We start from the raw sequence: 23369 nt of genomic DNA, 5'->3' as shown, positions 1-23369 counted from the left end.
GCCGCGTCGTCAGGCGTACGCCTCGACCTCGTCGGGGGTGGCGCGGCGCACGACGACGCGGGTCCACGCGCCGACGTAGAGGCGGTCGTCGTCGTCGAGCTCGGTCTTCGGGCCCACGGAGATGGCGCGCTCGGGCAGCGGACCGGAGGCGGGTCCGACGAAGGTCCCGTTGGAGCTGCCGAGGTCCTCGACGAACCAGCGCGACCCGTCGGTCGTCAGCTGGGCGTGGCGGCGGCTCACACCGGGGTCGGACGACAGGTCGATCTCGGGGTGCGTGTTGCGGCTCGTCGACACCCGCCCGAGCAGGACGCTGCGGTGGCGCAGCGGCATGATCGTCGGGAGCCCCGGCGACGGACACGGGTCGTCGGCCTCCTGGGTCTGGTACCAGTCGGGGTCGACCCACACCTCGGCCAGCCACTCGAACACCCCCTCGGAGCCGGCGGTCTCGGCGGAGGACCCAGGGGAGGATCCGGCGGAGGACTCGGGGGAGGACCCGGCGGCAGCGCTGCCCGCAGCGGCGCGCGCCGCGCCCGCCTCGCCCGCCTGGCTCGCCTCGGCGGGCGTCACCGGCTCGTTGTCGGGCTGGGTGTCGTCGAGGTCGCCCGGCCCTGCGGCGGGGTCGCGCGGCATGGCGCCGGTGGTGAAGTCGTAGCCGCACGCCTCGCAGAAGAGGGCGCCGTCGGGGTTCTCGGTGTGGCAGTTCGGGCACTCGAGCGACGTCGGCGCTGCCGGAGCGACGGAGGACCCGGCGGGGTCGCTCGCCGCGCCGGACGGCGTACCGGGCAGGTCGAGGTCGAGGGACGAGCCCGACGTGGCTGCCCCGGCGGCGGGGTCGGGCGCGGGAGCCGCGGCGCCACGGGCGGGCGGCTGGGCCGCGACGTCGATGGGCGAGCCGCAGGTGTCGCAGTAGTCCTCGGCCTCGGACGTGTGCCCGTTGGGGCAGACCGCGCTCACCGGCGCACCCGGCTCGTCTTCGTCGACGCCGTGTCGAGCGACATCTCGTCGATCTTCGACGCGCCCTTCTTGAGGCGCACCGTGCCGGTGTCGGCGTCGTCGATCTCGACGACCTTGCGCAGGCGCGAGGTCATCTCGTCGTTGCCGGTCATCCCGGCCAGCTGCACCGCACGACCGAGCTTCGAGGTCGCCACGTCGTCCTGGCCGGCGGCCTTGGCGGCCAGACCCTCCTGGATGACGGTCGCGAGCTCTGCCTGTCCGGTGTAGGCGGCCACGGCAGGGTCGATGCGGGTCGTCAGCGAGTCGTCGTTGCTCCACTTGGCCTTGACGAGGGCCTGCGCGACCGGGTCGCCCCCGAGGGAGAACTGCACGCGGGCGGCGAGCTGCTCCTGGCCGAGCGTGCGGGCGGGCAGGCGTACGGCGACGTGGTAGTCGCGGCTCTCGTCGGACCACGCGCCGGTCGGGTAGGCGCCCGTGAGCGGGTTGACGACGGTGCGCCGCGACGTGAGGTCCTCGAGGGTGGGCGACACCTGCTTCACGAAGAGCAGCTCGGCGCCCTGAGGCACCCACACCCGCAGCTCGGAGCTGGCGATGCCGCGGGACATCGAGGCGCGCATCATCGCCTGGAACTCCGCCGCCATCTCCTCGGGTGCCGGGATGAGGTCGACGGTGCCGAGCAGCGACGAGGCGATGCCGCGCACCTCGTCGACGCGCCACTGGTCGCCCACGCCGCGACAGTCGCACTGGAAGGCCCCGACGCAGCTGCGGACCGCGGCCTGCAGCGACGCCGGCGTCTCGCCCTCGTTGACGCCGTCGGTGAGCAGGATGGCGTGGCGCTTGGTCACGTGCGGCACGGTCTCGAAGATCTGCCGGGCGAGGGTCAGCCACGTGCCCATGGCGGTGCCCCCGTTCGCGCGCAGACCCTCGATGGCGCGGTTGGCCTCGCCGCGGGTGTGGGCCGACATCGGCACGAGCGCGCCCTGGTGGCTGTAGGGGTAGATGATCTGGGCGGTGCCGTTGCCCGACACGATCGAGAACAGTGTGCCGTCGACGATCTCGGCGAGGGCGGCCTTGGCGGCCTCGCCGGCCGCTGCCACGCCGCGTCGTCCCATCGAGCCGGACGTGTCGATGAGGATCACCTCGGCGGCCGAGCCGGGGTCGGTCAGTCCCGCCGAGCCTGCCGACGACGCCCCCGCGGAGGCGCCGGTCGAGGTCACCCGGACGATCGCGTGCACGTCGGTGCCGCCGTCGGGCAGGAACTCGTTCTGGAACACCTCTGCCGTGAAGTCAGCCATCGATCGCGTCCCCTTCCATGGGCGCCGCGGCAGCGGTCGCCTCGCTCGTCGATCCTCGCCCAGCCAGTCTGGCGAGGGCAACCGTGATGTTGTCGCGTCCACCCTGCGCGTTCGCGAAGTCCACGAGGGCCTGGGCGAGCGCCGCCGGGGTGGTGGCCGTTGCGGCCGCGCCGTGCAGCAGCGCGCGCAGGTCCTCGGCCTCGGAGCGGTAGTTCCAGAGCCCGTCGGAGCACACCATGAGCCAGCCGGCCCCTCGCTGCCCTGCCGGCAGCGTGGTCAGGTGCGGGGTGAGGTCGTCGGGGGCGTCCTTGCCGAGCCAGCGCGTGATCGAGTGCGCGTGCGGGCCGTTCTCCGCCTCGAGCCTGGGGACTCCCGCGGCCATCTGCTCCTGGGCGAAGGAGTCGTCGCGGCCGAGCTGCAGCGCGGGCTCGTCGGCGGCGTCGGGCAGCCAGTAGACGCGGCTGTCACCGACGTTGCCGGCCACGACGACGCCGTCCTCGACGACGGCAGCGGCGATCGTGCACGACGGAGGGTTGGGGACGTCCTCGTCGACGCACTCGGCGACGGCCTCGTTGGCGCGCGCGACCGCGACGGAGAGGGCGCGTCCGGCGGTAGCGGCCCACGCGTCGGGTGTGCCGACCCCCTTCGGGAAGGGCTGGTCGAGCACGGCCCGGGCCGCCGTGGCGGCGGCGAGCGAGGCGATGTGCGAGTCGGTGGCCATCGAGACGCCGTCGCAGACGACGAGCACGGCCCGGGACCCCGGGGTCTCGGTGGCGCTGAGCGACATGGCGTCCTCGTTGCGGGCATGGCGCCTGCCGATGTCGCAGACCCCGCCGACCCAGGTGGTGGGCGACTCGGTGAAGTGGTCGCGCGGGTCGGGCGGCGGTGTGCCGCACTGGTCGCAGTAGCCGTCGACGATGTGCCCCTGGCCGCAGGCGCGGCAGAGCAGGTCGTCGGGGGTCGCGGGCGGCACGGCAGCCGACGGCACCGCGCCGGTCCAGCCGACGTCGAGCGGTGACTCCTCGCCGGCCGGCGCCGTCTGAGGCGTCGCCGAGGCTAGCACCGTGCCGTCCGAGGCAGCGACACCGGCGGCACCAGCGGCGCCAGCGGCACCGGCGGCGCCGGGTGCCCCCGGGGTCCCGGGCCGGGCAGGGGCGGCGGTGAGGACGACGAGGTCGGCGCCGCAGGCCTCGCAGAAGCTCGACTCGGCCGGGTTGGCCGCGCCGCACGCGTGACAGGTGCGGGAGACGCCCTCCGCGACGGGGGCCGTCGCCTCGGGTTGCGGGGATCCCGCCATCGGGGTGTCGGTCACCAGAGGCTCCAGGGTCGGATGGCGTTCGCCTCGTCGACGAGGGGCACGCGCTCGGACAGGTCGGGGGTGCGCTTGGCCAGCTCGCGCAGGGCGTCCTCGAGCCCGAGTCGCAGGCCGTTGGGGGTGCCCTTGTGGGGGCCGAGGCGGATGTCCGCCTTGTTGCCGGTCTTCTCGACCGTCTCGAGCGCCTCACGGTAGATGAGCGTGGTGAGCTCGGCCCGGCGCCGCGCCGACAGCGAGGTGTCATCGAGGGTGCGCAGCGCCTCGGCGAGGTCGGGCAGCCCGCGGTTCGCCTTGGTGAGCAGCTCGGCGAGGCCCGCACGCGCGGTGCGGTAGGCGCTCGACTGCGGGGGCACCAGCCGGTACGCCGCCACTGCCCCGTCGACGTCGGAGCGGGCCGCGCGGATGCGCGCGAGCCCGAACGCAGCCATGGGGACGTACGTCGCGTCGGTGCGGGCGCAGGCGACGTAGAGGTTCTCGGCCACCGCGTCGTCGCCCGCCCGTTCGCACGCCTGCGCGAGCGCCAGCTTGGGCGCCAGCTCTCCCGGCACCTGGCCGTAGACGGCGTTGAAGGCGGCCTGGGCCGCGCGGGCGTCGCCGCGCTCGAGGGCGGCAAGGCCCTGGATCCAGACGGCGCGCCACTCCCACGGGTCGGCGGTGAGCAGCTCGCCCGCTGTGGCCTCGGCGACGTCGCGCTTGCCCGCGTCGAGGGCGGTCCGGGCGATGTCGAGGAGGACCTCGGTGGTGCGCGCCGCGGCGCGGTCGAGCACCCCGAGCCGCTCGGTGGGCGTGCCCGTGACGGTGCTGAGCCAGCCCGTCTGGGGGTCGTGCGGGTCACGACGCAGCGCCGGGAGGTTGCGCCAGTCGTCGGGCTCGACGCCCGGGGTCGGCACGTCGAAGAGGAGCGAGCTGACGGTGGTCACGGCCGCGCCCGCACCCCGGTCGAGGGCCACGACCTCGCGCAGCACCCCGACCATCTGCGACCGCAGCTCGTCGGCGGAGACGAAGCGGTCGTCGCGGTTCGGGGCGCAGGCCTTGGCGACGAGCCGGTAGAAGGAGTCGTAGCGCTGGAACACCGGCACGGTGTCCTGCGCGGGCAACGTGTTGAGGTAGGTCGTCTGGTAGCCGCGGAACTCCATCGTCAGCACGACGAGGGTGCGGCCGATCGTGTAGATGTCGGAGGCGACGGAGACCCCGAGCTCGGCGACCTCGGGCGCCTGGTAGCCGACGGTGCCGAAGATCGCGGAGTCCTCGTCGTCGGCACGGCGAACGCCGCCGAGGTCGATGAGCTTGACCTCGTCACCGACCTGGATGATGTTGTCGGGCTTGAAGTCGCAGAAGACGAGCCCGAGGTCGTGGAGGTACTGGAACGCGGGCAGGATCTCGAGCAGGTAGGCGAGGGCCTGGTCGACGGGGAGCGGGTCGTACCTGCCTGCCGCCTGCAGGCGCTGCTTGAGGATCGACTTGAGCGACGTGCCGCCGACGTACTCCATGACGATGTAGCCGGCGTCGTCGTGCGTGACGAAGTTGTAGATCTCGACGATGCTCGGGTGCGACACCTGCGCGAGGAAGCGCTGCTCGGCGATGGCCGCGGCGAGGGCGTCGGGGTCGGCCGAGTTGAGCAGGCCCTTGAGCACCACCCAGCGGTCGGAGACGTTCTTGTCGCGCGCGAGGTAGATCCAGCCGAGGCCGCCGTGGGCGAGGCAGCCGGCCACCTCGTACTGCCCGGCGACCAGGTCGCCCGCCTTGAGCTTGGGGTCGAAGGAGAACGGGTGTCGGCACTTGGCGCAGAACCCGGTCGTGCGGCCCGGCTTGCCGTCGCGTCCGCGACCGACGGGCTCGCCGCACTTGGGGCAGTAGCGCTTGTTCTCGGGGACGGTGGGGTCCTTGAGCAGCGCCTTCGCGGCGTCGATCTCCGGAGCCGGGCGGACCGTCGTGATGCCGCCGCCCAGCCGGGCCGACCGCAGACGCTGCGAGCCACCCGTGCGACGCGTCGCGATCGACCCGGCCTCGCGAGCGCGCTTGGAGCCCAACGCTGCCGAGGCGAGGTTGCTCGACGCCGCCGAGCGCGTGGACATCTCGGGGCCGACTCCTGCTGGGGCGCCGTTGCCACTGCCACCACCACTGCCACCACCACTGCCGCCGGCGGGGACGGCCGCCGCCGGACCGGCGTACGCGGCGACGCCCTGCTGGTCGCCCGGGGTGCCGCAGACGTTGCAGTAGCCGCTCTCGATGGTGCCCGCGCAGCCGGGCTGCTGGCAGGCGCCACCCTCGGGGATGCCGGACGCGGCGCCGGTGGACGGCGCGGGCGGGACCGGCAGCGACGCCGCTCCCGCACTGCCTCCTCCGAAGGAGGCCCCGGCGCCTGCCAGGGTGCCGGTCGGGGCCGTGGCACCGCTCGCCGCGCCGGCGAGGGGTGCGGGAGTCGACCCGGCGGCCATGCCGCAGACGTCGCAGTAGCCGTCGACGATCGTGCCGGGGCAGCCCGGCTGGGTGCACTTCATGGGCGGGGCCTCTGCGTTCGGGGTGCGGACGGGCGGGCAGGTCTGGTCGCGGGTCTCGTCACAGGCCTCGTCACGGAGTCGACGTACGCCTGGTACGCGGCGGCGAGCGCGCCGGCGCGCCCGATCGGCAGCGGCTTCGTGGCGAGCGTCTCGTCGAGGCGGGCACGCAGCTCGGCGACGTCGGCCTGCGCCTCCGCCCCGAGCCTCGCCGCGGCCGCCATCGCGGCGACGGCGCCGGCGAGGCCGACGACCTCGTCTCGCTCGGCGAGCCCGGCGGCATACGTCTCGTGGGCGAGGTCGAGGGCCCGCGAGACCCGCTCGAGCTTGTCGCGGTATGCCGCGAGCTCGGCCGGCGCCTGCGGCACGGGCCCCAGCGCGCGGACGTTGGGGATGGCAAGGCGCGGGGCCGGGCTGATGGCCTCGAGGCAGGCCCGCTCGAGCGCCCGGATGGCCGCGGCGCGGGCGTCGAGCTCCTCGACCTGCTGCTGCGTGCGCACCCGGCTGCGGGCGGCCGAGGCCCGCTCGGCGGCGGCCACGATGAGGTCCCGCTCGAGGGTCGCGACGTCGATCTCGAGCGGGCCGATGATGCCTCCGACGTCGGCGCCGCGCCGGGCCCGCTCGACGAGGTCGTCCATGCGGCGGTCGAGCCGGGCCAGCTTCTCGCTCGCGGCGTCGCGCTGGGCGCCGGCGGGCACGAGCGGGATCTGGTCGCGTGTGCGTTCGATCCCCGCGCGTACCAAGGTGATCCGCTGGCTGGCTTCGGCGGCGCCGGGGGCCAGGGACGCGCGGGCCTGGAGGGTGCGGGTGAGCGAGTCGAGCAGCCGGCACGCCTCGGGCAGGCTGACCGCGAGCGACCCGCTCGACGGCAGCGACAGGTGCTCGGTCGTGTTGGAGTCGAGGCGTCCGTGGATGAGCGTGGAGAGGCGTTCGGCCTCGACCGGGCCGACGCGACCTCCGTCGAAGGTCGTCTCGAGCAGCGTCAGCCGGTCGCTGACGGCCTTCCAGAAGGTCAGCGCGACGGTGAGGTCGTTGGTGATCGCCACCTGCTCGGCCTGGGAGAGCCTGAGCACGGCCCGGTCGACCTCACCGAGGTCGGCCCGGCGCTGGGCCACCCACTCGCGCAGGGCGTTCAGGTACGTCTGCGCCTCGGGAGCCTGGACGGGCACGCCGAGCCGTCCGGGCGCGGCCGGGGCGACCACTCCGGGGTCGGGGTGCTGCTGCGGCACTGCCGTCATCGCCCGTAGACCGGGGCCGGGGGAGCGGGCGCGGGCCCGAGCGGGGCAGCGAGCCAGCGGTTGTAGATCGCCTTCCACTCGCCGTCGGCCTCGAGGTCGGCGATGACGCGGTTGACGTAGCGCGCCAGGTAGGTGTCGGCCTTGTTGAAGCCGAGCCCGTAGGGCTCGACAGTGATGGCCTTCGCCTTCGTCACGACGGTGTTGGGGTCCTGGGCGGCGAGACCGGCGAGCACGGTGTCGTCACCGGTGATCGCGTCGGCCTTGCCCTGCTGGAAGAGCACGAGGCAGCCCGTGTGGTTCGGTGCAGTCACGACCTCCGGGCCACCGCTGGTCTGCTGGGCGACCTGCTCGAGCTTGGTCAGGGACGTCGTCCCCGTGGGGGCGCACACCTTCTTGCCCTTGAGGTCCGTGAGCGCCAGGTTCGCGGCGTCGGGGAGGTTCTTGCCGACGAGGACCTTCTGCCCGGAGCGGTAGTACTCGGCGGAGAAGGCGATGTCGTCCCACCGGTCGCACGTCATCGACATGTTGCGCGCGACCATGTCGACCTCCTTCGCCTGGAGCAGCTTGAGACGCTCGGCGGCGGTGATGACCCGGAACTGCACCTTGTTCGGGTCGCCGAAGATCGCCTTGGCGACCGCGTGGGCGATGTCGATGTCGAAGCCCTCGAGCCGGCTCGTGAAGGGGTCACGCGCACCGAAAAGGTACGTGTCGGCCGAGACCCCGACGGTGATGAAGCCCTTGGTGAGGAGAGCGCGCATCTTCTGGTCGGTGACGTCGGCGCGGCTCGGCAGGCTCGGCAGCGGGTCGTAGGACTGCGTGGCGTTGCTGCACGTCTGGGCGCTCGGGGCGGGCGCGGCCGTGGTCGGCTTGGGCGCCGCGGTCGTGGGCAGGGGCGTCTCGGCGTACGTGACGCCCGAGCAGCCGGCGAGGGCTGCCAGACCGGCGACGGAGGCGAGGGAGGCGAACCGCCGTCGCCAGGTCCGGGTGCCGGTGCGCGTCGAACTCTGCGTGCTCATCGGTACTCCTCGATCCGCTGGCCGACCCCGCGGACGATGAGCCACGATGCGACGAGCGCGGCGAGCGCGACGAGGACGGCGAAGAGGGGGGCGCCGCCGCCGAGGCCCTGCAGCGCCGTGACGGCCGACTTCCCGGCGTCGTCACGGGCCTGGGCGACCTGCTGGTCGAACGCGTCGAACGTGCCCGCGGCCCCGGTGGCGGCCGTGCTCGTCGACGCCTTGACGGCGTCGTCCCACCGGCCGCCGTCGTCGAGCTTGCGCACCCGCTCGTGCGCCGCGGCGTAGCTGCCCCAGAGGCTGCTCAGCTCGGCCCCGTTGCGTATGCCGTCGAGTCCGTTCTCGACGTCGCCGCGGTCGGTCTTCCAGGACGCCTCGTTCGAGGCGCCGGAGCCGCGGCGGATGAGGGTCAGGCTCTCGTTGGCGCGTGCGTCGTTGGCGGCGGTCGTGATGTTCGCCAGCGACACGGCCTGCTGGAAGTTGCCGCGGGAGACGTCGCGCGTGGCGGTGCCGATGCCGCTGATCTGCGTCGCCGCGACGAAGAGGGCCACGAGGAGCAGGGCGATGGCGCCGCTGAGCGAACGGTTGAGGTAGCGGTGCGTGCGGCGGGCCAGCCAGACCGCGAGGGCGACGAGACCGATCAGCGAGACGACGCCGACGAGCAGCTGCAGGCTCGAGTTGCTGCGGTCGAACTCCTTGCGGGAGCGGTCCTCGTTGGCCTTGACGATCTGCGTGACGATCGGGATGGCGTCTGCCCGCAGCCCCGCGCTCGCCTGGGTGAGGTACTGCGCTCCGACGGGGAGACCGAGGCGGTTGTTGGAGCGGGCCTGCTCGACGAGGGCGGCGTACGCCTGGACCTTGACGGAGAGGGCGCCGAGGGCGTTGCCGTCGGCCGGCTGCGCGGCGGCGGCCTTCGCGAGGCTGGTGGCGACGCGCGAGAGGGCCTGCTCGTACTTCAGGCGCGCGTCGGCGGACTCGAGGCCGCCGACGAGGAAGGCGTTGGTCGCCACCGCGTCGGCGCGGAGCAGGTCGACGTGGATCGACTGGACGCGTACCACCTGCTCGGTGTTGTTGGCTGCCCGTTCGACGGCCGCCTGCGAGGCGAGCAGGGCGTTGGCGCTGATGGCGCCGAGGAGCACCGCGGCGAGCACGCCGAGGAGGCCGAAGAGGCGCATGCGGCCGGGGGTGCCGTGCAGCAGTCGGCCCGCGATGGAGCGGGCGCTGGGCAGGCTGCCGGCGATGGTGCGCGGCTGGCCCGGCTGGCCACCGGACGCGCCCGACGCGCTGGACGCGGCCCCGGCCGGGACGGCGACGGGGATGTTCGTCGTCGGTGCGCTCATGCGGTGTCCTCGTCGCTCTGGTCGTGCTCGTCGTCCGAGAGTGCCTCATCGGCGCCTGCCGGACCATCAGGGTCTGCCCTGACCTCCACCGGGTCGGTCCCCGACGTCTCGGTCTGCTCGTCGGTCTGCTCGTCGGTCTGCTCGTCGGTCTGCTCGTCGGTCTGCTCGGTGAAGTCGGGTGCTGTGAGTAGACGCAGGTCGTCGCGGGTCGGCTCCTTCGCGTCCTTGAGGCGCCACGCGTGTCGGCCGACGGCGTGCTCGAAGAGGTTGCGCGAGAAGCGGCCGTTGCCGAAGGCGGGCGTGCGTGGGGTCGCCTGGAAGATGTGCCGGACCCGATCGTGGGCGTCGTCGGTGAGCTCGTAGTCGCTGCCGTCGGCGATGGAGTCGAGGATCGCGAGCAGCTCGTCGTCGGAGTAGTCGTCGAACTCGATGGTCGTCGTGAACCGGCTCGCCAGGCCGGGGTTCTGGGCGATGAAGCCGACCATCGGGTCGGGGTAGCCGGCGACGATGACGACGAGGTCCTCGCGGTGGTCCTCCATCTCCTTGACGAGGGTGTTGACCGCCTCCTGGGCGTACTGGTCGCCGGTGAGGGCGTAGGCCTCGTCGATGAACAGCACACCCCCGACGGCCCTGGCGCAGACCTCGGCGGTCTTCATCGCCGTCTGCCCCACGTAGCCGGCGACGAGCTCGCTGCGGTCGACCTCGACGAGCTGGCCCTTCGGGAGGAGTCCCAGGGCGCGATAGATGCCGCCCACCAGCCGGGCGACGGTCGTCTTGCCGGTGCCGGGGTTGCCGACGAACACCAGGTGCCGGCTCATCTTGGCGGCCTTGAGCCCCGCCTCGGTGCGCATCTTCTCGACCGTCAGCAGGGCCACCTGCCGGTGGATCTCCTTCTTGACCCGGTCGAGGCCGATCATCGCGTCGAGCTCGGCGAGCAGCTCGTCGACCGACTTCTCGGGCTCGGCCGGCTTCCGGGTCTCCGGCTCGACCGTCACGGGCTGTGCCTGGGCGACGGCTCCGTTCGACGGGCCACCCTGCGCGGCAACGGGGTCCATCGGCCCCGGCACGGTGGGTCGCATCGTGTCGGGCGACCCGAGTCCGAAGCCCGGCGCGCCAGGTGCCCCGGAGAGGCCGGTCATCCCGGGTATGCCGGTGGGCCCGGCTCCGGGGAAGGCCGGGACGCCGTACGCCGGTACGCGCGCGGCGGCGAGGTAGGCGCCCGAGGCGGCCGAGGCGTTGGCGATGACCCAGATCGGCGCCGTGCCGAGCATGACCGCGGACGAGGCGACCTCGGTCAGTGCCTCGGCGTACTCGTCGGCGAGGTCGTGGCGGGCGGCGACGAGCGACTCGAGCAGGTCGGTGGGAGCAGCACGCCAGCGGCGACCGCGCGAGGCGGCGTCGAAGAATGCCTCGTTGATGCGGCCGAGGTCGGTCAGGCCCGGGTGCGCGACCTCGGCCCACGCGGTGGCCGCGCCCGGCACCGCCTCGGCGAGGGCGGCCGCGACGCGCAGCCCCTCGTCACGCGCGGCCGCAGGGTCGAGCCCGGCCTCGGCGGCGACGTCGGTCAGCTGCTGCAGGCTCTCGGCGAGGCGGGACTCGTCAGTGTTCATGGGTGCTCGGGGTGCTCAGAGTGCTCAAGGACGCTCATGGGTGGGATCCTCACTCCGGCGGGCTCAGCCGGCCGGGGGACGTCGGGGTGGTCGCAGCACCGGTCGCGCTCGACGCACCGGGTGCGCCACGTGCCCCGGCCGCGGGCGGCGGCGTCACCTGCACCGGGTCGGGCCCTAGGCCCAGCACGCCTCCGGCGGAGGCGTGCCCGAACTTCTCCTCGAGGAAGGCGCCGTGGATGATGATCGCCTCGGCGTCGGCGCGGTTCACGGCGTCGTAGACCTTGTCCATCGTCGTGCCGAGCAGGTCCAGCTGGTCGACGAGGAGCATCACCGAGCTCTTGCCGGCGGCGATGGGGCGGGTGTCGGCCCAGTCGCGCGGCAGCCGCAGGTAGTTGCCGATCGCGACGGGCAGGTAGTCGGTGACGGTCGCCATGACGCTGAAGCCCTGGCTGCTGCCGAGCCCGAGGTTGGCGAGCCGGGGGAGGGTCTGGCGCACGATGCGCGTGACGCGCAGCAGCCTGGACAGCACGACGCCCGGCACCTTGCCGTCACGGGCCTGCTGCTCGATGAGCTCGAGCGCCTCGAGCAGCTGCTCGGTGGTCGGCGGCCCGGGGCGTACGGGCTCGGGTGCCTCGGGCTCGCCCAACCCGAACCACGACCGGATTCCCACAGCGTTGTCCCCTCTGGTGTCGGCGGGGCCGGCCGCCGGCCGGCCCCGCACATCCTGCAGCACGGGCCGCGCGTCGGCGACCCTGCCTCACCTCACCGGCGCGTCACGCGCCGTCCACCCGTAACCGTCTGCCGTCGGACCCCTCTCAGCGGCCCGACCCGAGGTCGAGCAGGCCGGGTGCGGTGTTCTCGGCGCGACGGGCGTCCTGCTTCGAGACGCGGTCGAGGTAGCTGCGCGACTTGGACACCTCGGTCTCGAGGGTGCCGATGGTGGCGGCCATGTTGTCGAGGGCCCGCACCTTGAACTGGTCGATGGTGTCCATAGTCTCGTAGATGTTGGCGAACGCCTTCTGCAGCGACTCGATCGACAGGGTCGAGCTCGCCGACTGCTCCTGGATGCGGGCCGAGTTCTGCTTCAGCGCCTCCGACGTGCGCTCGATGATGCCCGACGTCGTCGTGTTGAGGGCCGTGATCTGGTCGAGCACGAGCTGCTGGTTGTTGAGGGCCTGGGCCACGATGACGGCGGTGCGCAGGGCCGACACGGTGGTCGTCGTGGCGCGGTCGACGCCCTTGATGAGCTCGATGTTGTTCTTGATGATGATGTCGATGGCCAGGTAGTTCTGGATCGAGACGGCGAGCTGCGTGAGCAGGTCCTGGTGCTTCTGGCGCACGTAGAAGAGGACGTCCTCGCGCAGCGCCTTGGCCCGCTCGGGATCGGTCGTCTCGAGGGTCGCGACCTGGGCCGCGAGCTTGGCGTCGAGCTTCTCGGCGACGTAGACGTACTGGTTGAGCCGACCCATCGACTCCCAGAGGTTCTTCTTCTCGAGGTTGAGGGCGACGTTGTCCTTGACGAGCTCGTCCTGGCCGCTCTGGAGCGAGTGGAGGATGCCGTTGAGGTGGCTCTGGGCCGACTGGTACTTGCGGAAGTAGTCGGTGACCTTGTCGCCGAACGGGATCATGCCGAGGAACTTCTTGGCGCCGGTGGCCTGGCCGGGGTCGAGGTCCTCGACGGTGCGACGCAGGTCGAGCAGGGTCTTGCCGACCTTCGAGTTGCCGGAGAGGCCGCCCTCGTTGAGCGCCTTGACCGGCATCTGGAGCATGCGGTTGCTCGACTCGGCGGCGAACCGGACCTCGTCGTTACCCATGGATCGCACGTCGGCGGCCTTGTTCTCCCACTCCGGCGACCTGGCGGCGGCCTTGAGCAGGGAGTCGAGGTACGTGTCGACCTTGGCGTCGAGCCCGGGCAGTGCCGCCTCGGGAACGGCAGGGGCCATCTTCGGGGCCGCGGTCTCGGCGACCGGCGCGGTCGGGGCCGGCGCCGTGAGGATGAACGCGTCGCCGGGGGGCGGCTCGAGCGGGGCCACCTGGGCGGGTGCGGCTGCCTGGGCGGCGGGCTGGTCAGTCATCTCGAACGGGTCCTTCCCTCACGTTTGGCCGCGTCGGCGACGCGACCGAAGTCCCCACCCGTCGGGTCGTGCCGGGGCACGTCCGTTGCTGCTCCGTGTGCTCAGGGCAGTGGGGTGGTGCACTGCTTGCGCGTGCACCACTCACGCCTGCGGCGCGCTCGTCGGGCGTACGGCCACTCTACGTGCCGTGCGCCTGCGACGGGATGCCGATCGGACCGGTTCCGACGCCGGGCGACGAGCTGACGAACCCGCTGACGAACCCGCTGACCAACGCGCCGACGAACGCGCCGACGAACCCGCGGACGAGGTGCGGCCGTGGCGCGGAGTCAGGGGAGTTCCGTGCCACGGCCGCTTCGTGGGTACCCACACCTGACGAACGGGTGGGGTTACCCGCGGGTTCCCGAGATCCGCCCGTGGCGCGGGTGCGCGCCGCCGTCAGCCGAACTGCCAGGAGCGCTTGGAGAGGCCGAACCAGAAGCCGTCGATGACGCTCTTGTTGTCGAGGCCGCCCGACTCGTACGCGGCGCCGAGGGTGACGAAGAGCGGCGCGAAGTGCTCGGTGCGCGGGTGCGCCTCGTGGGCGGCCGGAGCCTTGTCGAGGAAGTCGAGCAGGCTGTCGACGTCCTGGGCCTTCATGGCCTCCTGGGCCCAGTGGTCGAACTCGGCGCTCGCGCGCGGCGGGAGGGCGTCGGAGCCCGCCCTCGGGTTGAACCAGCGCAGGTTGTGGGTGGTGAAGCCCGAGCCGACGATCATCGTGCCCTGCTCGCGCAGCGGCGCGAGCCGGCGGCCGATCTCGAAGAGGCCACGCGGGTCGAGCGTCGGCATCGACATCTGCAGCACCGGCACGTCGGCGGCGGGGAACATCTCCTTGAGGGGGACGTACGCGCCGTGGTCGAGGCCTCTCGCCTCGTCGCGGTGGACCTGGTGCCCGGGCCAGGTCAGCAGCCGGGTCACGTCGTCGGCGAGGCCGGGGGCGGCCGGGGCGTCGTAGGTGACCTCGTAGTACCTCTGCGGAAAGCCCCAGAAGTCGTACGTGAGGGGCGCGCCCGTCGTCGAGCCGAGCGTCGTCGGGGCGTCCTCCCAGTGGGCCGAGACCATGAGGACGTTCGCGGGCTTGGGGAGGTCGGACGACCACCCGGCGAGCTCGGCCGTCCAGCGCTCGTCGTCGGCGAGCGGCGGCGCGCCGTGGCTCAGGTAGAGGACGGGGGCTGTCATGGGAGGTCCTTCCGACGTTTTGTTGAACAATAAACTAGCACGTCCAACGCGGCCCTGTCCGCCATCATTCCCCAGCACGTAGGCCGTCCGGCAGCCTTTCTGCCCGCCCAGCCGGCACCCGGCGGGGGTCGCGCTCCCCGGTCCGGGAGGGCGGCATACGCCCTCGTGGTGGCCGGCGCGCTGAGCCGCGCCGCGGATGCCCGGACGCCCTTCGCGGCGCGGGCTGTTACGGTCGGGGCGCGTCCACGCAGACGCAGCGACGAATCCGCTGCTCGTGAGATGCGGGAAGTTGAAGGTGCACCATGGCCGCAGGCAAGGGCCGCAAGCTCGTCATCGTCGAGTCGCCCGCCAAGGCGAAGACCATCGCCGGCTACCTCGGCGGCGACTTCGAGGTGGAGGCGTCCGTGGGTCACATCCGTGACCTGCCCAACCCGTCCGAGCTGCCCGCCGACATGAAGAAGGGGCCGTACGGCAAGTTCGCCGTCGACGTCGAGAACGGCTTCGACCCCTACTACGTCGTCGACCCCGACAAGAAGAAGAAGGTCGCCGAGCTCAAGCGCCTCCTCAAGGACAGCAGCGAGCTCTACCTCGCCACCGATGAGGACCGCGAGGGCGAGGCCATCGCGTGGCACCTGCTCGAGGCGTTGAAGCCGCGAGTTCCCGTGAAGCGCATGGTTTTCCACGAGATCACCCGTGAGGCGATCCAGCGCGCGGTCAACGACACGCGCGAGATCGACAGCGCGATGGTCGACGCCCAGGAGACCCGCCGCATCCTCGACCGCCTGTACGGCTACGAGGTCAGCCCCGTGCTGTGGCGCAAGGTCCGCCAGGGCCTGTCCGCCGGCCGGGTCCAGTCGGTCGCCACCCGCATGGTCGTCGAGCGCGAGCGCGAGCGCATGGCCTTCGTCCGCGCCTCCTACTGGGACGTCGAGGGTGACTTCACCCCCGACGGTGCGAGCCAGCAGTTCACCGCCCGCCTCGCGGCAGTCGACGGTTCGCGCGTCGCGACCGGTCGCGACTTCGCCGATGACGGCCGCCTCACCGGAAAGGGCGTCGTCCACCTTGACGAGGCGCTCGCGACCCGCATCGCCGAGGCCTGCCTGGCGCAGCGCGCCCGCGTCACCGACGTCCAGGAGAAGCCCTACACCCGCCGTCCGTCGGCCCCCTTCACGACCTCGACGCTCCAGCAGGAGGCCTCGCGCAAGCTGCGGCTGTCGTCGAAGAACGCGATGCGCGTGGCCCAGCGGCTCTACGAGAACGGTTACATCACCTACATGCGTACCGACAGCACGACGCTGTCGGACGCCGCGACCACCGCCGCGCGCAGCCAGGCCCGCGACATGTACGGCGCCGAGTACGTGCCCGACAGCCCGCGCCGGTACGAGAAGAAGGTCAAGAACGCCCAGGAGGCGCACGAGGCGATCCGCCCCGCCGGTGACCGGTTCCGCTCGCCGGCCCAGGTCGCGGGTGAGCTGCGCGGCGAGGAGTTCGCGCTGTACGAGCTGATCTGGAAGCGCACGGTCGCCTCCCAGATGGCTGACGCGCGCGGCTCCACCGCCACGGTGCGGCTGGCCGTCGACACCGCGATCGAGGGCGCCCAGACCGTCGAGTTCAGCGCCAGCGGCACGGTCATCACCTTCAAGGGCTTCCTTGCCGCCTACGAGGAGGGCCGCGACGACGAGGCCGCCGCGCGCGCCGACGCCGCCGCCGAGGAGCGCCGCCTGCCCAAGCTCTCGGCCGGGGTGCCGCTCCAGGTCGTCCGTGCAGAGGCCGACGGCCACGAGACGAGCCCCCCCGCCCGCTACACCGAGGCCACCCTCGTCAAGGCGATGGAGGAGCGAGGCATCGGCCGACCGTCGACGTATGCCGCGACGATCGGCACCATCCAGGACCGCGGCTACGTCTTCACCAAGGGGCAGGCGCTCGTGCCCACGTGGCTCGCGTTCGCCGTGACTCGCCTGCTGGAGGAGCACTTCGGCAGCCTCGTCGACTACGAGTTCACCGCGTCGATGGAGGAGGACCTCGACCGCATCGCCAACGGCGACGAGGGGCGCGTGGCCTGGCTCAAGCGCTTCTACTTCGGTGAGGAGGCGACGAGCGGTGCCGGCCTCAAGAGCCTCGTCGACGACCTCGGCGAGATCGACGCCAAGGAGATCAGCACGATCCCGATCGGCGACGGCATGGTCGTGCGCGTCGGTCGCTACGGCCCCTACGTCGAGGAGGTCGCACCCGCCGGGGTCGACCTCGCGACGGGTGAGGTCGCCGACGGCGCCGAGGTCTCGGACACGCCGCGTCGCGCGACGATCACTGACGACATCGCGCCCGACGAGATGACCCCGGAGAAGGCGCGCGAGCTGCTCGAGGTCGCCGCCGACGACGGCAAGGTGCTCGGCCAGGACCCCGAGACGGGTCGCGACATCGTCGCCCGGGCCGGCCGCTACGGGCCCTACGTCACCGAGGTCATCGAGGAGGACGAGGCGCCGGCCGGCGACAAGCCGAAGGGCCGCAAGGCCGCCAAGGTCAAGCCCCGCACCGCCTCGCTCTTCAAGGACATGGAGCTCGCGACGCTGACGCTCGACGACGCGCTCAAGCTGCTGTCGCTGCCGCGCGTGGTCGGGTCCGACGCCGAGGGTGTCGAGATCACGGCGCAGAACGGCCGCTACGGGCCGTACCTCAAGAAGGGCACCGACTCGCGCTCGCTGACGAGCGAGCAGCAGCTGTTCGACATCACGCTCGACGAGGCGCTGGCGATCTACGCCCAGCCGAAGCAGCGTGGTCGTGCTGCGGCTGCCCCGCCGCTCAAGGAGCTCGGGGCCGACCCCGTCAGCGGCAAGCCCGTCGTCGTCAAGGACGGCCGCTTCGGCCCCTATGTCACCGACGGCGAGACCAACGCGACGCTGCGCAAGGACGACGACCCCGAGGCGATCACGCCCGAGCGCGGCTTCGAGCTGCTCGCCGAGAAGCGCGCCAAGGGCCCGACCACCCGCAAGCGCGCGGTGAAGAAGACCGCGAAGAAGACGGCCCGGAAGACGACGACCAAGAAGACGACGACGCGCAAGGCCGCCAAGAAGTCCTAGGAGACGCACGAGACCAGTTCCCCGGCGCGACGGCTCTACGCCGGCGTGGCGGGTGCGCGACGGCTTCCTCGTCCACAGGTTGCCGCTCTGATCGTCGGGGGGTCGGTGAGAGGCTGACGACATGGCAACCGTGGTGTTCGTTCATGCCCATCCCGACGACGAGGCCTCGCAGACGTCCGGCTCGATGGCCCGCGCGGTCAGCGAGGGGCACCGCGTCGTCCTCGTCGTCGCGACCAACGGTGACCACGGCGACGCGCCCGACGACCTCGCGGAGGGCGAGACGGTCGTGCATCGTCGCCGCGCCGAGGCCGCGAACGCCAACGCCGTCATCGGCACCCACCGGGTCGAGTGGCTCGACTACGCCGACTCCGGCATGACCGGGTGGGCCCAGAACGACCACGAGCTGAGCTTCACGCGAGCCGACACCGAGCAGGCGGCGCAGAAGCTTGCGGCGATCCTGCGCGACGAGAACGCCGACGTCGTCGTCGGCTACGACTGGCACGGCGGCTACGGCCACCCCGACCACCTCAAGGTGCACGCGGTGGCCAAGCGCGCGGCCGAGATCGCCGGCACGCGCCGCTACCTAGAGAGCTCGATGAACCGCAGTGCCATGATCAGGTCCCACGAGGAGGCCCTCGCTGCCGGCCACGACGTCGGCGAGTGGGACCCCAGCGCACCCATGGACGACGGCAACCCCCTCGGCAGCCTCGAGGACGAGCTGCACTGGGCCTGCGACGTGGGCGACTTCCTCGAGGTGAAGCGCTCGGCGCTCAAGGCGCACGCGAGCCAGTCCGACGCCCAGGGCATGCTCCAGATGCCCGAGGCGTGGTTCGCCGCTGCCTTCTCGTGGGAGCACTACATCGAGCCCGGGAGGCCCGACGGCATGGTCACGCGGTGGTTCCTCGACGAGGAGACCGTCGGGTAACCTACTCGCGGTAACAATGCCGTTCTCCATCGGAGGGACCACCATGTCCGACATCGACTTCACCACCGCCAGTGCCGACGAGCTCGCCGCCGTCGAGCCGGGTGACTTCATCCGCATCGTCAAGCAGATGTCCGACAAGGACGTCAAGCAGGTGATGGAGAGCGCCAACCGCCAGCCGATCATCGAGGCGATCTTCTCGCGCATGCCCGAGCTGTTCCGCGCCGACCGCGCGGGCACGACGACGGCCACGACCCACTGGAGCGTCACGGGTCGTCCCGACGGCGGCGCCGACGAGTGGACCGTGCGCTTCGCCGACGGCAGCTGCACCACGCTGCCCGGCCACGACGGTGACGCCACGCTGTCTCTCGCCATGTCGCCCGTCGACTTCACGAAGGTCATCACCAAGAGCGGCAACCCGGTCATGATGTTCATGACCGGCAAGATCAAGGCCAAGGGCGACCTCGGTCTCGCCGCCAACATCGCGAACTTCTTCGACATCCCCAAGGCCTGAGGCGCCGGTCGTGGCTGAGTTCTCGCTCGCCCTGAACGACGACCAGACCGAGATCCGCGACTGGGTGCACGGTTTCGCAGCCGACGTCGTGCGCCCGGCCGCGGCCGAGTGGGACGCCCGGGAGGAGACACCCTGGCCGGTCATCCAGGAGGCGGCGAAGAACGGCCTCTACGGCTTCGAGTTCCTCGCCCAGTGCTGGTCCGACCCCACCGGCATCGCGATCAACCTCGCCAACGAGGAGCTCTTCTGGGGTGACGCCGGCATCGGCATGTCGATCTTCGGCACCACCCTAGCCGTCGCCGCGATCTACGGTTCCGGCACGCCCGACCAGATGGTCGAGTGGCTGCCCCAGTGCTACGGCGACGCCGACGACCCGAAGCTCGCGGCCTTCGCCACGACCGAGCCGCAGGCCGGCTCCGACGTCGGGGCGATGCGCACCCGGGCACGCTACGACGAGGCCGCCGACGAGTGGGTGCTGAACGGCCAGAAGGCGTACATCACCAACGGCGGCATCGCCAACGTGCACGTCGTGACTGCCGTCGTCGACCCCGACCTGGGGTCACGTGGGCAGGCGGCGTTCGTGGTGCCTCCCGGAACGCCGGGGCTCGAGGGCGCCAAGAAGCTGCGCAAGCTGGGGCTGCGCGCCTCGCACACGGCCGACGTCTTCCTCGACGACGTGCGCGTGCCCGGCTCGTGCCTGCTCGGCGGCAAGGACAAGCTCGACGAGCGGCTGGCCCGGGCCCGCGAGGGCGGGTCGTCCAGCGGTCAGGCCGCGATGCGCACGTTCGAGATCTCGCGGCCCACGGTGGGCGCGCAGGCCATCGGCATCGCGCGCGCGGCCTACGAGTACGCCCTCGACTACGCCAAGGACCGCGTCGCCTTCGGGCGCCCGATCATCGAGAACCAGGCGATCGCGTTCGCCCTCGCCGACATGCGGACCGAGATCGACGCCGCCCGGCTTCTCGTCTGGCGGGCGTCGTGGATGGGACGCACCAACCAGGCGTTCACCGCGGCCGAGGGCTCGATGAGCAAGCTCAAGGCCGGCGAGGTCGCCGTGGCGGTCACCGACAAGGCCGTGCAGATCCTCGGCGGCGCCGGCTACGTCACCGACCACCCCGTCGAGCGGTGGTCGCGCGACGCGAAGATCTACACGATCTTCGAGGGCACGAGCGAGATCCAGCGCATCGTCGTCGCCCGCGCCATCAGCGGCATCCGCATCCACTGACCCGACACTCCAACCGTCGCGAGGCCACGAGTGGCCCGCTGACGTCCGTCGAAAGGCCAGCTCTCATGGCGAGAGCTGGCCTTTCGACGGTCGCGGAGCGGCCAGAAGTGGCCTCTCGACGGTTGAGGGTGGGGCAGCTGGGAGTGGTCGGGTGTCGGACCTAGACGACGAGGTCGAGGAGCAGGACGAGCACGAGTCCGGTCACCGACAGGATCGTCTCCATCACCGACCAGGTCTTGATCGTCTGGCCGACCTTGAGGCCGAAGTACTCCTTGACGAGCCAGAACCCGGCGTCGTTGACGTGCGAGAAGAAGACCGAACCGGCTCCGATCGCGAGCACCATCAGCGAGACCTCGGTGGTCGACATGCTGGCCGCGAGCGGCGCGAGGATGCCCGACGCGGTGACCGTCGCGACGGTGGCCGAGCCGGTGGCGAGTCGGATGAACACCGCGACGAGCCAGGCGAGCAGCAGGACCGACAGGCCGCTCTGGGCGATCCAGTCGGCGACGAGCTGGCCGATGCCGGTGTCGACGAGGGTCTGCTTGAAGCCACCGCCGGCCGCGACGATGAGGATGATGCCGGCGATGGGCCCGAGCGAGCCCTCGAGGGACGAGCCGACCTGCTTGATCCCCATGCCGGCGCCCCGGCCGAGCGTGAACATCGCGAGGATCACGGCGATGAGCAGCGCGATCAGCGGCGTCCCGAGGAAGTCGAGCACGACGCGGACGGGGGTGCCCTTGGCAGCGAGGATGTCGGCGAGCGCCTTGCCCATCATGAGCACGACCGGCGTGAGGACGGTCAGCAGCGTGATGCCGAACGAGGGGCGCGGGCCGTTCTCGGTCTCGCGCGACTCGAACAGCTCGGGGGCGGGCACGTCGACCCAGCGGCCGGCGAGGCGCGCGAACCACGGACCCGCGACGGCGATGGTCGGGATCGCGACGAGGATGCCGAGGCCGAGGGTGACTCCGAGGTCGGCCTTGAGGGCGTCGATGGCGACGAGCGGGCCGGGGTGCGGGGGAACGAGGCCGTGCATGGCGGACAGGCCGGCGAGGGCAGGGATGCCGACGCGCACCAGGGACATCTCGGCGCGGCGGGCGACCAGGAAGATGACCGGCATGAGCAGGACGAGGCCGATCTCGAAGAACATCGGCAGGCCGATGATCGCGCCCACGCCCGCCATGGCCCACGGCAGGCTACGGGCCGAGCTGCGCCCGATGATCGTGTCGACGATCTCGTCGGCGCCGCCGGAGTCGGCCAGCAGCTTGCCGAACATCGCTCCGAGCGCGATGAGGATGCCGACGCCCGCAGCGGTGCTGCCGAAGCCCTTGGTGTAGCTGTCGAGCACGTCCGACATCGCCACGCCGGCGACGCCGCCGACGGTCAGCGACCCGAGCGTCAGGGCGAGGAACGGGTGCAGCTTGAAGCGCACGATGAGCGCGACGAGCACGGCGATGCCGAGCAGGGCTGCCGGGACGAGCCGCCCGGCGGGGATGCTCGGCGCGGTGTCGGCGGCGACCGCCGACAGGGGCAGGAGGGACAGGAGATCGGTCGTCATCGAAGGGTCTCTTCCGGGTCACGGGGGTTGTCGGGGTTGCTGTGGCTGTCGAGCGGGCTCGGGTCGGCGCCCGGCGCGTTCTGGAGGACGTCGAGCGACTGAGTCACGACCTCGTCGACGGGCTGGTCGACCTCGAGCACGGAGCCGCGCTCGTCTGCCTGGAGCGGCTCGAGGGTCGCGAACTGCGACTCGACGAGGGCGGCGGGCATGAAGTGTCCCGGGCGTCCGGCGACGCGCGCCGCGATGACCTCGGGGGTGCCGTGCAGGTGGATGAAGTACGCCTGGGGCGCCGCGGCCGTCAGGACGTCGCGGTAGGCACGCCGCAGGGCGGAGCAGCTGACGACACCGCCGGTGTCGGCGTGCGACGCGAGCCAGTTGCCGATGATCTCGAGCCAGGGGCCGCGGTCGTCGTCGGTCAGCGGGATGCCGGCGGACATCTTGTCGATGTTGGCCCGCGGGTGGAAGTCGTCGGCGTCCGCGAAGGGGACGCGCAGGCGCTGGGCCAGGGCCGCGCCGACCGTGGTCTTGCCCGAGCCGGAGACGCCCATGACGACGACCAGTGGTGGTGGGTGGTGCTGCAGGTTCGAGGACATGGTCCGTGACTCCTTCGTCCGGCTCGATCGCTCTCATCGTCGAGTCGCTCGGGCCAGAGTGCAGCAAGAAGGCCGTCTTATCAAGTCAATGGTCAAAACAAAACAGATTTAATGAGGCGGGGACCACGTCACAGCGGTCATGTGACAGGCTGTCGCCGTGCCCATCGCCCGCCGTCCCGCCCTCCACGCGAGCGTTCTCGACACCCTCGGGCGGCAGGTGGTCACCGGTGACCTCGCCCCCGGCACCGTGCTGCGCATCGACCAGCTCGACGAGCGCTACGGGGTGTCCCGGTCGGTGGTGCGTGAGGCGGTCCGGGTGCTCGACTCGATGGGGCTGGTCGAGGCGCGCAAGCGCCTGGGCGTACGCGTGCTGCCGCGCTCGGCGTGGAACGTGTTCGACCCGCGGGTGATCCGCTGGCGCCTCGACGGTCCGGGCCGCGAGCAGCAGCTGCTGTCGCTGGGTGACCTGCGGCGGGGCATCGAGCCGGTCGCGGCCGAGCTCGCGGCCGCGCATGCGACGCCGGGGCAGTGCGGGGTGATGGTGGGGGCGGTGGTGCAGATGGCGGTGCACGCGAAGTCCGGTGACCTCGAGGCGTACCTGCGGGCCGACCAGCTCTTCCATGCGACGCTGCTGGCGGCCTCGGGCAACGAGATGCTCGCCGCGCTCGGCGACGTCGTCGGTGAGGTGCTGGCGGGCCGCACCCACCACGACCTCATGCCGAGCACGCCGAACCCGGTCGCGGTGCGGCTGCACGGTGACGTCGCCGAGGCGGTGCAGTCCGGCGACGGTGCTGCAGCCGCGGCTGCCATGCAGGCGATCATCGTCGAGGCGACCGACGCCCTCCGCGACCCGGAGGCCTAACCTCCCCGGCCTTCTCCACCGGCACGGCACCGGACAGTCCGTCGACGGTCGGCGCTGACATCGACCGC

General features: G+C 72.1%; 19 protein-coding genes. 5 read left to right on the top strand and 14 right to left on the bottom strand.

Features of this window, described 5'->3' with window-relative positions:
* Nucleotides 1-9: 9 nt before the first annotated feature.
* The 12 genes from ACFQ2V_RS05500 to ACFQ2V_RS05445 form a co-directional block, all read right to left on the bottom strand.
* Nucleotides 10-954, bottom strand: coding sequence for an FHA domain-containing protein (locus ACFQ2V_RS05500; protein WP_386051483.1), 945 nt, complete (start codon nucleotides 952-954; stop codon nucleotides 10-12).
* Nucleotides 951-2249, bottom strand: coding sequence for a VWA domain-containing protein (locus ACFQ2V_RS05495; protein ID WP_386051481.1), 1299 nt, complete (start codon nucleotides 2247-2249; stop codon nucleotides 951-953). Before ACFQ2V_RS05495 ends, ACFQ2V_RS05500 begins: the two co-directional genes overlap by 4 nt.
* The gene (locus ACFQ2V_RS05490; RefSeq protein ID WP_386051479.1) at nucleotides 2242-3561 is read right to left on the bottom strand and encodes a protein phosphatase 2C domain-containing protein; all 1320 of its coding nucleotides are present in this window, start codon (nucleotides 3559-3561) and stop codon (nucleotides 2242-2244) included. Before ACFQ2V_RS05490 ends, ACFQ2V_RS05495 begins: the two co-directional genes overlap by 8 nt.
* Entirely contained in the window at nucleotides 3558-6065 is a 2508-nt protein-coding gene (locus tag ACFQ2V_RS05485) for a serine/threonine-protein kinase (protein WP_386051477.1), read from the bottom strand. The genes ACFQ2V_RS05490 and ACFQ2V_RS05485 overlap by 4 nt, the downstream gene beginning before the upstream one ends.
* Complete coding sequence (locus ACFQ2V_RS05480) at nucleotides 6062-7300, bottom strand: hypothetical protein (protein WP_386051476.1); 1239 nt, start codon at nucleotides 7298-7300, stop codon at nucleotides 6062-6064. Before ACFQ2V_RS05480 ends, ACFQ2V_RS05485 begins: the two co-directional genes overlap by 4 nt.
* Nucleotides 7297-8316, bottom strand: coding sequence for a glutamate ABC transporter substrate-binding protein (locus ACFQ2V_RS05475; RefSeq protein WP_386051474.1), 1020 nt, complete (start codon nucleotides 8314-8316; stop codon nucleotides 7297-7299). Before ACFQ2V_RS05475 ends, ACFQ2V_RS05480 begins: the two co-directional genes overlap by 4 nt.
* The gene (locus tag ACFQ2V_RS05470; protein ID WP_386051472.1) at nucleotides 8313-9653 is read right to left on the bottom strand and encodes a hypothetical protein; all 1341 of its coding nucleotides are present in this window, start codon (nucleotides 9651-9653) and stop codon (nucleotides 8313-8315) included. The genes ACFQ2V_RS05475 and ACFQ2V_RS05470 overlap by 4 nt, the downstream gene beginning before the upstream one ends.
* Nucleotides 9650-11263, bottom strand: coding sequence for an AAA family ATPase (locus ACFQ2V_RS05465; protein WP_386051469.1), 1614 nt, complete (start codon nucleotides 11261-11263; stop codon nucleotides 9650-9652). The genes ACFQ2V_RS05470 and ACFQ2V_RS05465 overlap by 4 nt, the downstream gene beginning before the upstream one ends.
* A gap of 49 nt (nucleotides 11264-11312) precedes the next feature.
* Nucleotides 11313-11933 (bottom strand): hypothetical protein, encoded by a 621-nt coding sequence (locus ACFQ2V_RS05460; RefSeq protein WP_386051467.1) that lies wholly within the window; start codon nucleotides 11931-11933, stop codon nucleotides 11313-11315.
* A 145-nt stretch (nucleotides 11934-12078) separates the two neighbouring features.
* Nucleotides 12079-13338, bottom strand: a complete 1260-nt coding sequence (locus tag ACFQ2V_RS05455; RefSeq protein WP_386051465.1) for a toxic anion resistance protein — start codon at nucleotides 13336-13338, stop codon at nucleotides 12079-12081.
* Nucleotides 13339-13516: 178 nt separating this feature from the next.
* Nucleotides 13517-13684 (bottom strand): hypothetical protein, encoded by a 168-nt coding sequence (locus ACFQ2V_RS05450; RefSeq protein WP_386051463.1) that lies wholly within the window; start codon nucleotides 13682-13684, stop codon nucleotides 13517-13519.
* 89 nt (nucleotides 13685-13773) lie between these two features.
* The gene (locus ACFQ2V_RS05445) at nucleotides 13774-14553 is read right to left on the bottom strand and encodes a dioxygenase family protein (RefSeq protein ID WP_386051462.1); all 780 of its coding nucleotides are present in this window, start codon (nucleotides 14551-14553) and stop codon (nucleotides 13774-13776) included.
* 302 nt (nucleotides 14554-14855) lie between these two features.
* On the opposite strand from ACFQ2V_RS05445, the gene topA reads away from it, so the two are divergent.
* The 4 genes from topA (at nucleotide 14856) to ACFQ2V_RS05425 (ending at nucleotide 20291) form a co-directional block, all read left to right on the top strand.
* Nucleotides 14856-17630 carry a type I DNA topoisomerase gene (gene topA / locus ACFQ2V_RS05440; RefSeq protein WP_386051459.1) on the top strand — a complete coding sequence of 925 codons (2775 nt, stop codon included), beginning with the start codon at nucleotides 14856-14858 and terminating at the stop codon, nucleotides 17628-17630.
* 121 nt (nucleotides 17631-17751) lie between these two features.
* Nucleotides 17752-18555 (top strand): PIG-L family deacetylase, encoded by an 804-nt coding sequence (locus ACFQ2V_RS05435; protein ID WP_386051457.1) that lies wholly within the window; start codon nucleotides 17752-17754, stop codon nucleotides 18553-18555.
* A gap of 43 nt (nucleotides 18556-18598) precedes the next feature.
* Nucleotides 18599-19066, top strand: coding sequence for an SCP2 sterol-binding domain-containing protein (locus tag ACFQ2V_RS05430; protein ID WP_386051455.1), 468 nt, complete (start codon nucleotides 18599-18601; stop codon nucleotides 19064-19066).
* A gap of 10 nt (nucleotides 19067-19076) precedes the next feature.
* Nucleotides 19077-20291: an acyl-CoA dehydrogenase family protein gene (locus ACFQ2V_RS05425; protein WP_386051453.1), complete on the top strand. Its 1215-nt coding sequence runs from the start codon at nucleotides 19077-19079 to the stop codon at nucleotides 20289-20291.
* A 160-nt stretch (nucleotides 20292-20451) separates the two neighbouring features.
* Here ACFQ2V_RS05425 and ACFQ2V_RS05420 read toward each other — a convergent pair whose 3' ends face one another.
* Both ACFQ2V_RS05420 and ACFQ2V_RS05415 read right to left on the bottom strand, forming a co-directional pair.
* A complete protein-coding gene (locus ACFQ2V_RS05420; protein WP_386051451.1) occupies nucleotides 20452-21846 on the bottom strand; it encodes a GntP family permease in 1395 nt (464 codons plus the stop codon).
* Nucleotides 21843-22439 carry a gluconokinase gene (locus ACFQ2V_RS05415; RefSeq protein WP_386051448.1) on the bottom strand — a complete coding sequence of 199 codons (597 nt, stop codon included), beginning with the start codon at nucleotides 22437-22439 and terminating at the stop codon, nucleotides 21843-21845. The genes ACFQ2V_RS05420 and ACFQ2V_RS05415 overlap by 4 nt, the downstream gene beginning before the upstream one ends.
* 157 nt (nucleotides 22440-22596) lie before the next feature.
* On the opposite strand from ACFQ2V_RS05415, the gene ACFQ2V_RS05410 reads away from it, so the two are divergent.
* Nucleotides 22597-23301 (top strand): FadR/GntR family transcriptional regulator, encoded by a 705-nt coding sequence (locus ACFQ2V_RS05410; protein WP_386051446.1) that lies wholly within the window; start codon nucleotides 22597-22599, stop codon nucleotides 23299-23301.
* Nucleotides 23302-23369 lie beyond the last annotated feature (68 nt).

The sequence above is a fragment of the Terrabacter terrigena genome (genome assembly GCF_042676085.1).
Classification (GTDB): Bacteria; Actinomycetota; Actinomycetes; order Actinomycetales; family Dermatophilaceae; genus Terrabacter; species Terrabacter terrigena.
The sequence above is the reverse complement of the archived record's forward strand: the minus strand, read 5'-3'. Positions and strand labels throughout refer to the sequence as shown.

Bases quoted from the DNA above. Each gene is read 5' to 3' on its own strand.
- ACFQ2V_RS05495 (WP_386051481.1), bottom strand. From the start codon at position 2,249: ATGGCTGACTTCACGGCAGAGGTGTTCCAGAACGAGTTCCTGCCCGAC.
- ACFQ2V_RS05485 (WP_386051477.1), bottom strand. From the start codon at position 6,065: ATGAAGTGCACCCAGCCGGGCTGCCCCGGCACGATCGTCGACGGCTAC.
- ACFQ2V_RS05480 (WP_386051476.1), bottom strand. From the start codon at position 7,300: ATGACGGCAGTGCCGCAGCAGCACCCCGACCCCGGAGTGGTCGCCCCG.
- ACFQ2V_RS05475 (WP_386051474.1), bottom strand. From the start codon at position 8,316: ATGAGCACGCAGAGTTCGACGCGCACCGGCACCCGGACCTGGCGACGG.
- ACFQ2V_RS05470 (WP_386051472.1), bottom strand. From the start codon at position 9,653: ATGAGCGCACCGACGACGAACATCCCCGTCGCCGTCCCGGCCGGGGCC.
- ACFQ2V_RS05465 (WP_386051469.1), bottom strand. From the start codon at position 11,263: ATGAACACTGACGAGTCCCGCCTCGCCGAGAGCCTGCAGCAGCTGACC.
- ACFQ2V_RS05455 (WP_386051465.1), bottom strand. From the start codon at position 13,338: ATGACTGACCAGCCCGCCGCCCAGGCAGCCGCACCCGCCCAGGTGGCC.
- ACFQ2V_RS05445 (WP_386051462.1), bottom strand. From the start codon at position 14,553: ATGACAGCCCCCGTCCTCTACCTGAGCCACGGCGCGCCGCCGCTCGCC.
- topA (WP_386051459.1), top strand. From the start codon at position 14,856: ATGGCCGCAGGCAAGGGCCGCAAGCTCGTCATCGTCGAGTCGCCCGCC.
- ACFQ2V_RS05435 (WP_386051457.1), top strand. From the start codon at position 17,752: ATGGCAACCGTGGTGTTCGTTCATGCCCATCCCGACGACGAGGCCTCG.
- ACFQ2V_RS05430 (WP_386051455.1), top strand. From the start codon at position 18,599: ATGTCCGACATCGACTTCACCACCGCCAGTGCCGACGAGCTCGCCGCC.
- ACFQ2V_RS05420 (WP_386051451.1), bottom strand. From the start codon at position 21,846: ATGACGACCGATCTCCTGTCCCTCCTGCCCCTGTCGGCGGTCGCCGCC.
- ACFQ2V_RS05415 (WP_386051448.1), bottom strand. From the start codon at position 22,439: ATGTCCTCGAACCTGCAGCACCACCCACCACCACTGGTCGTCGTCATG.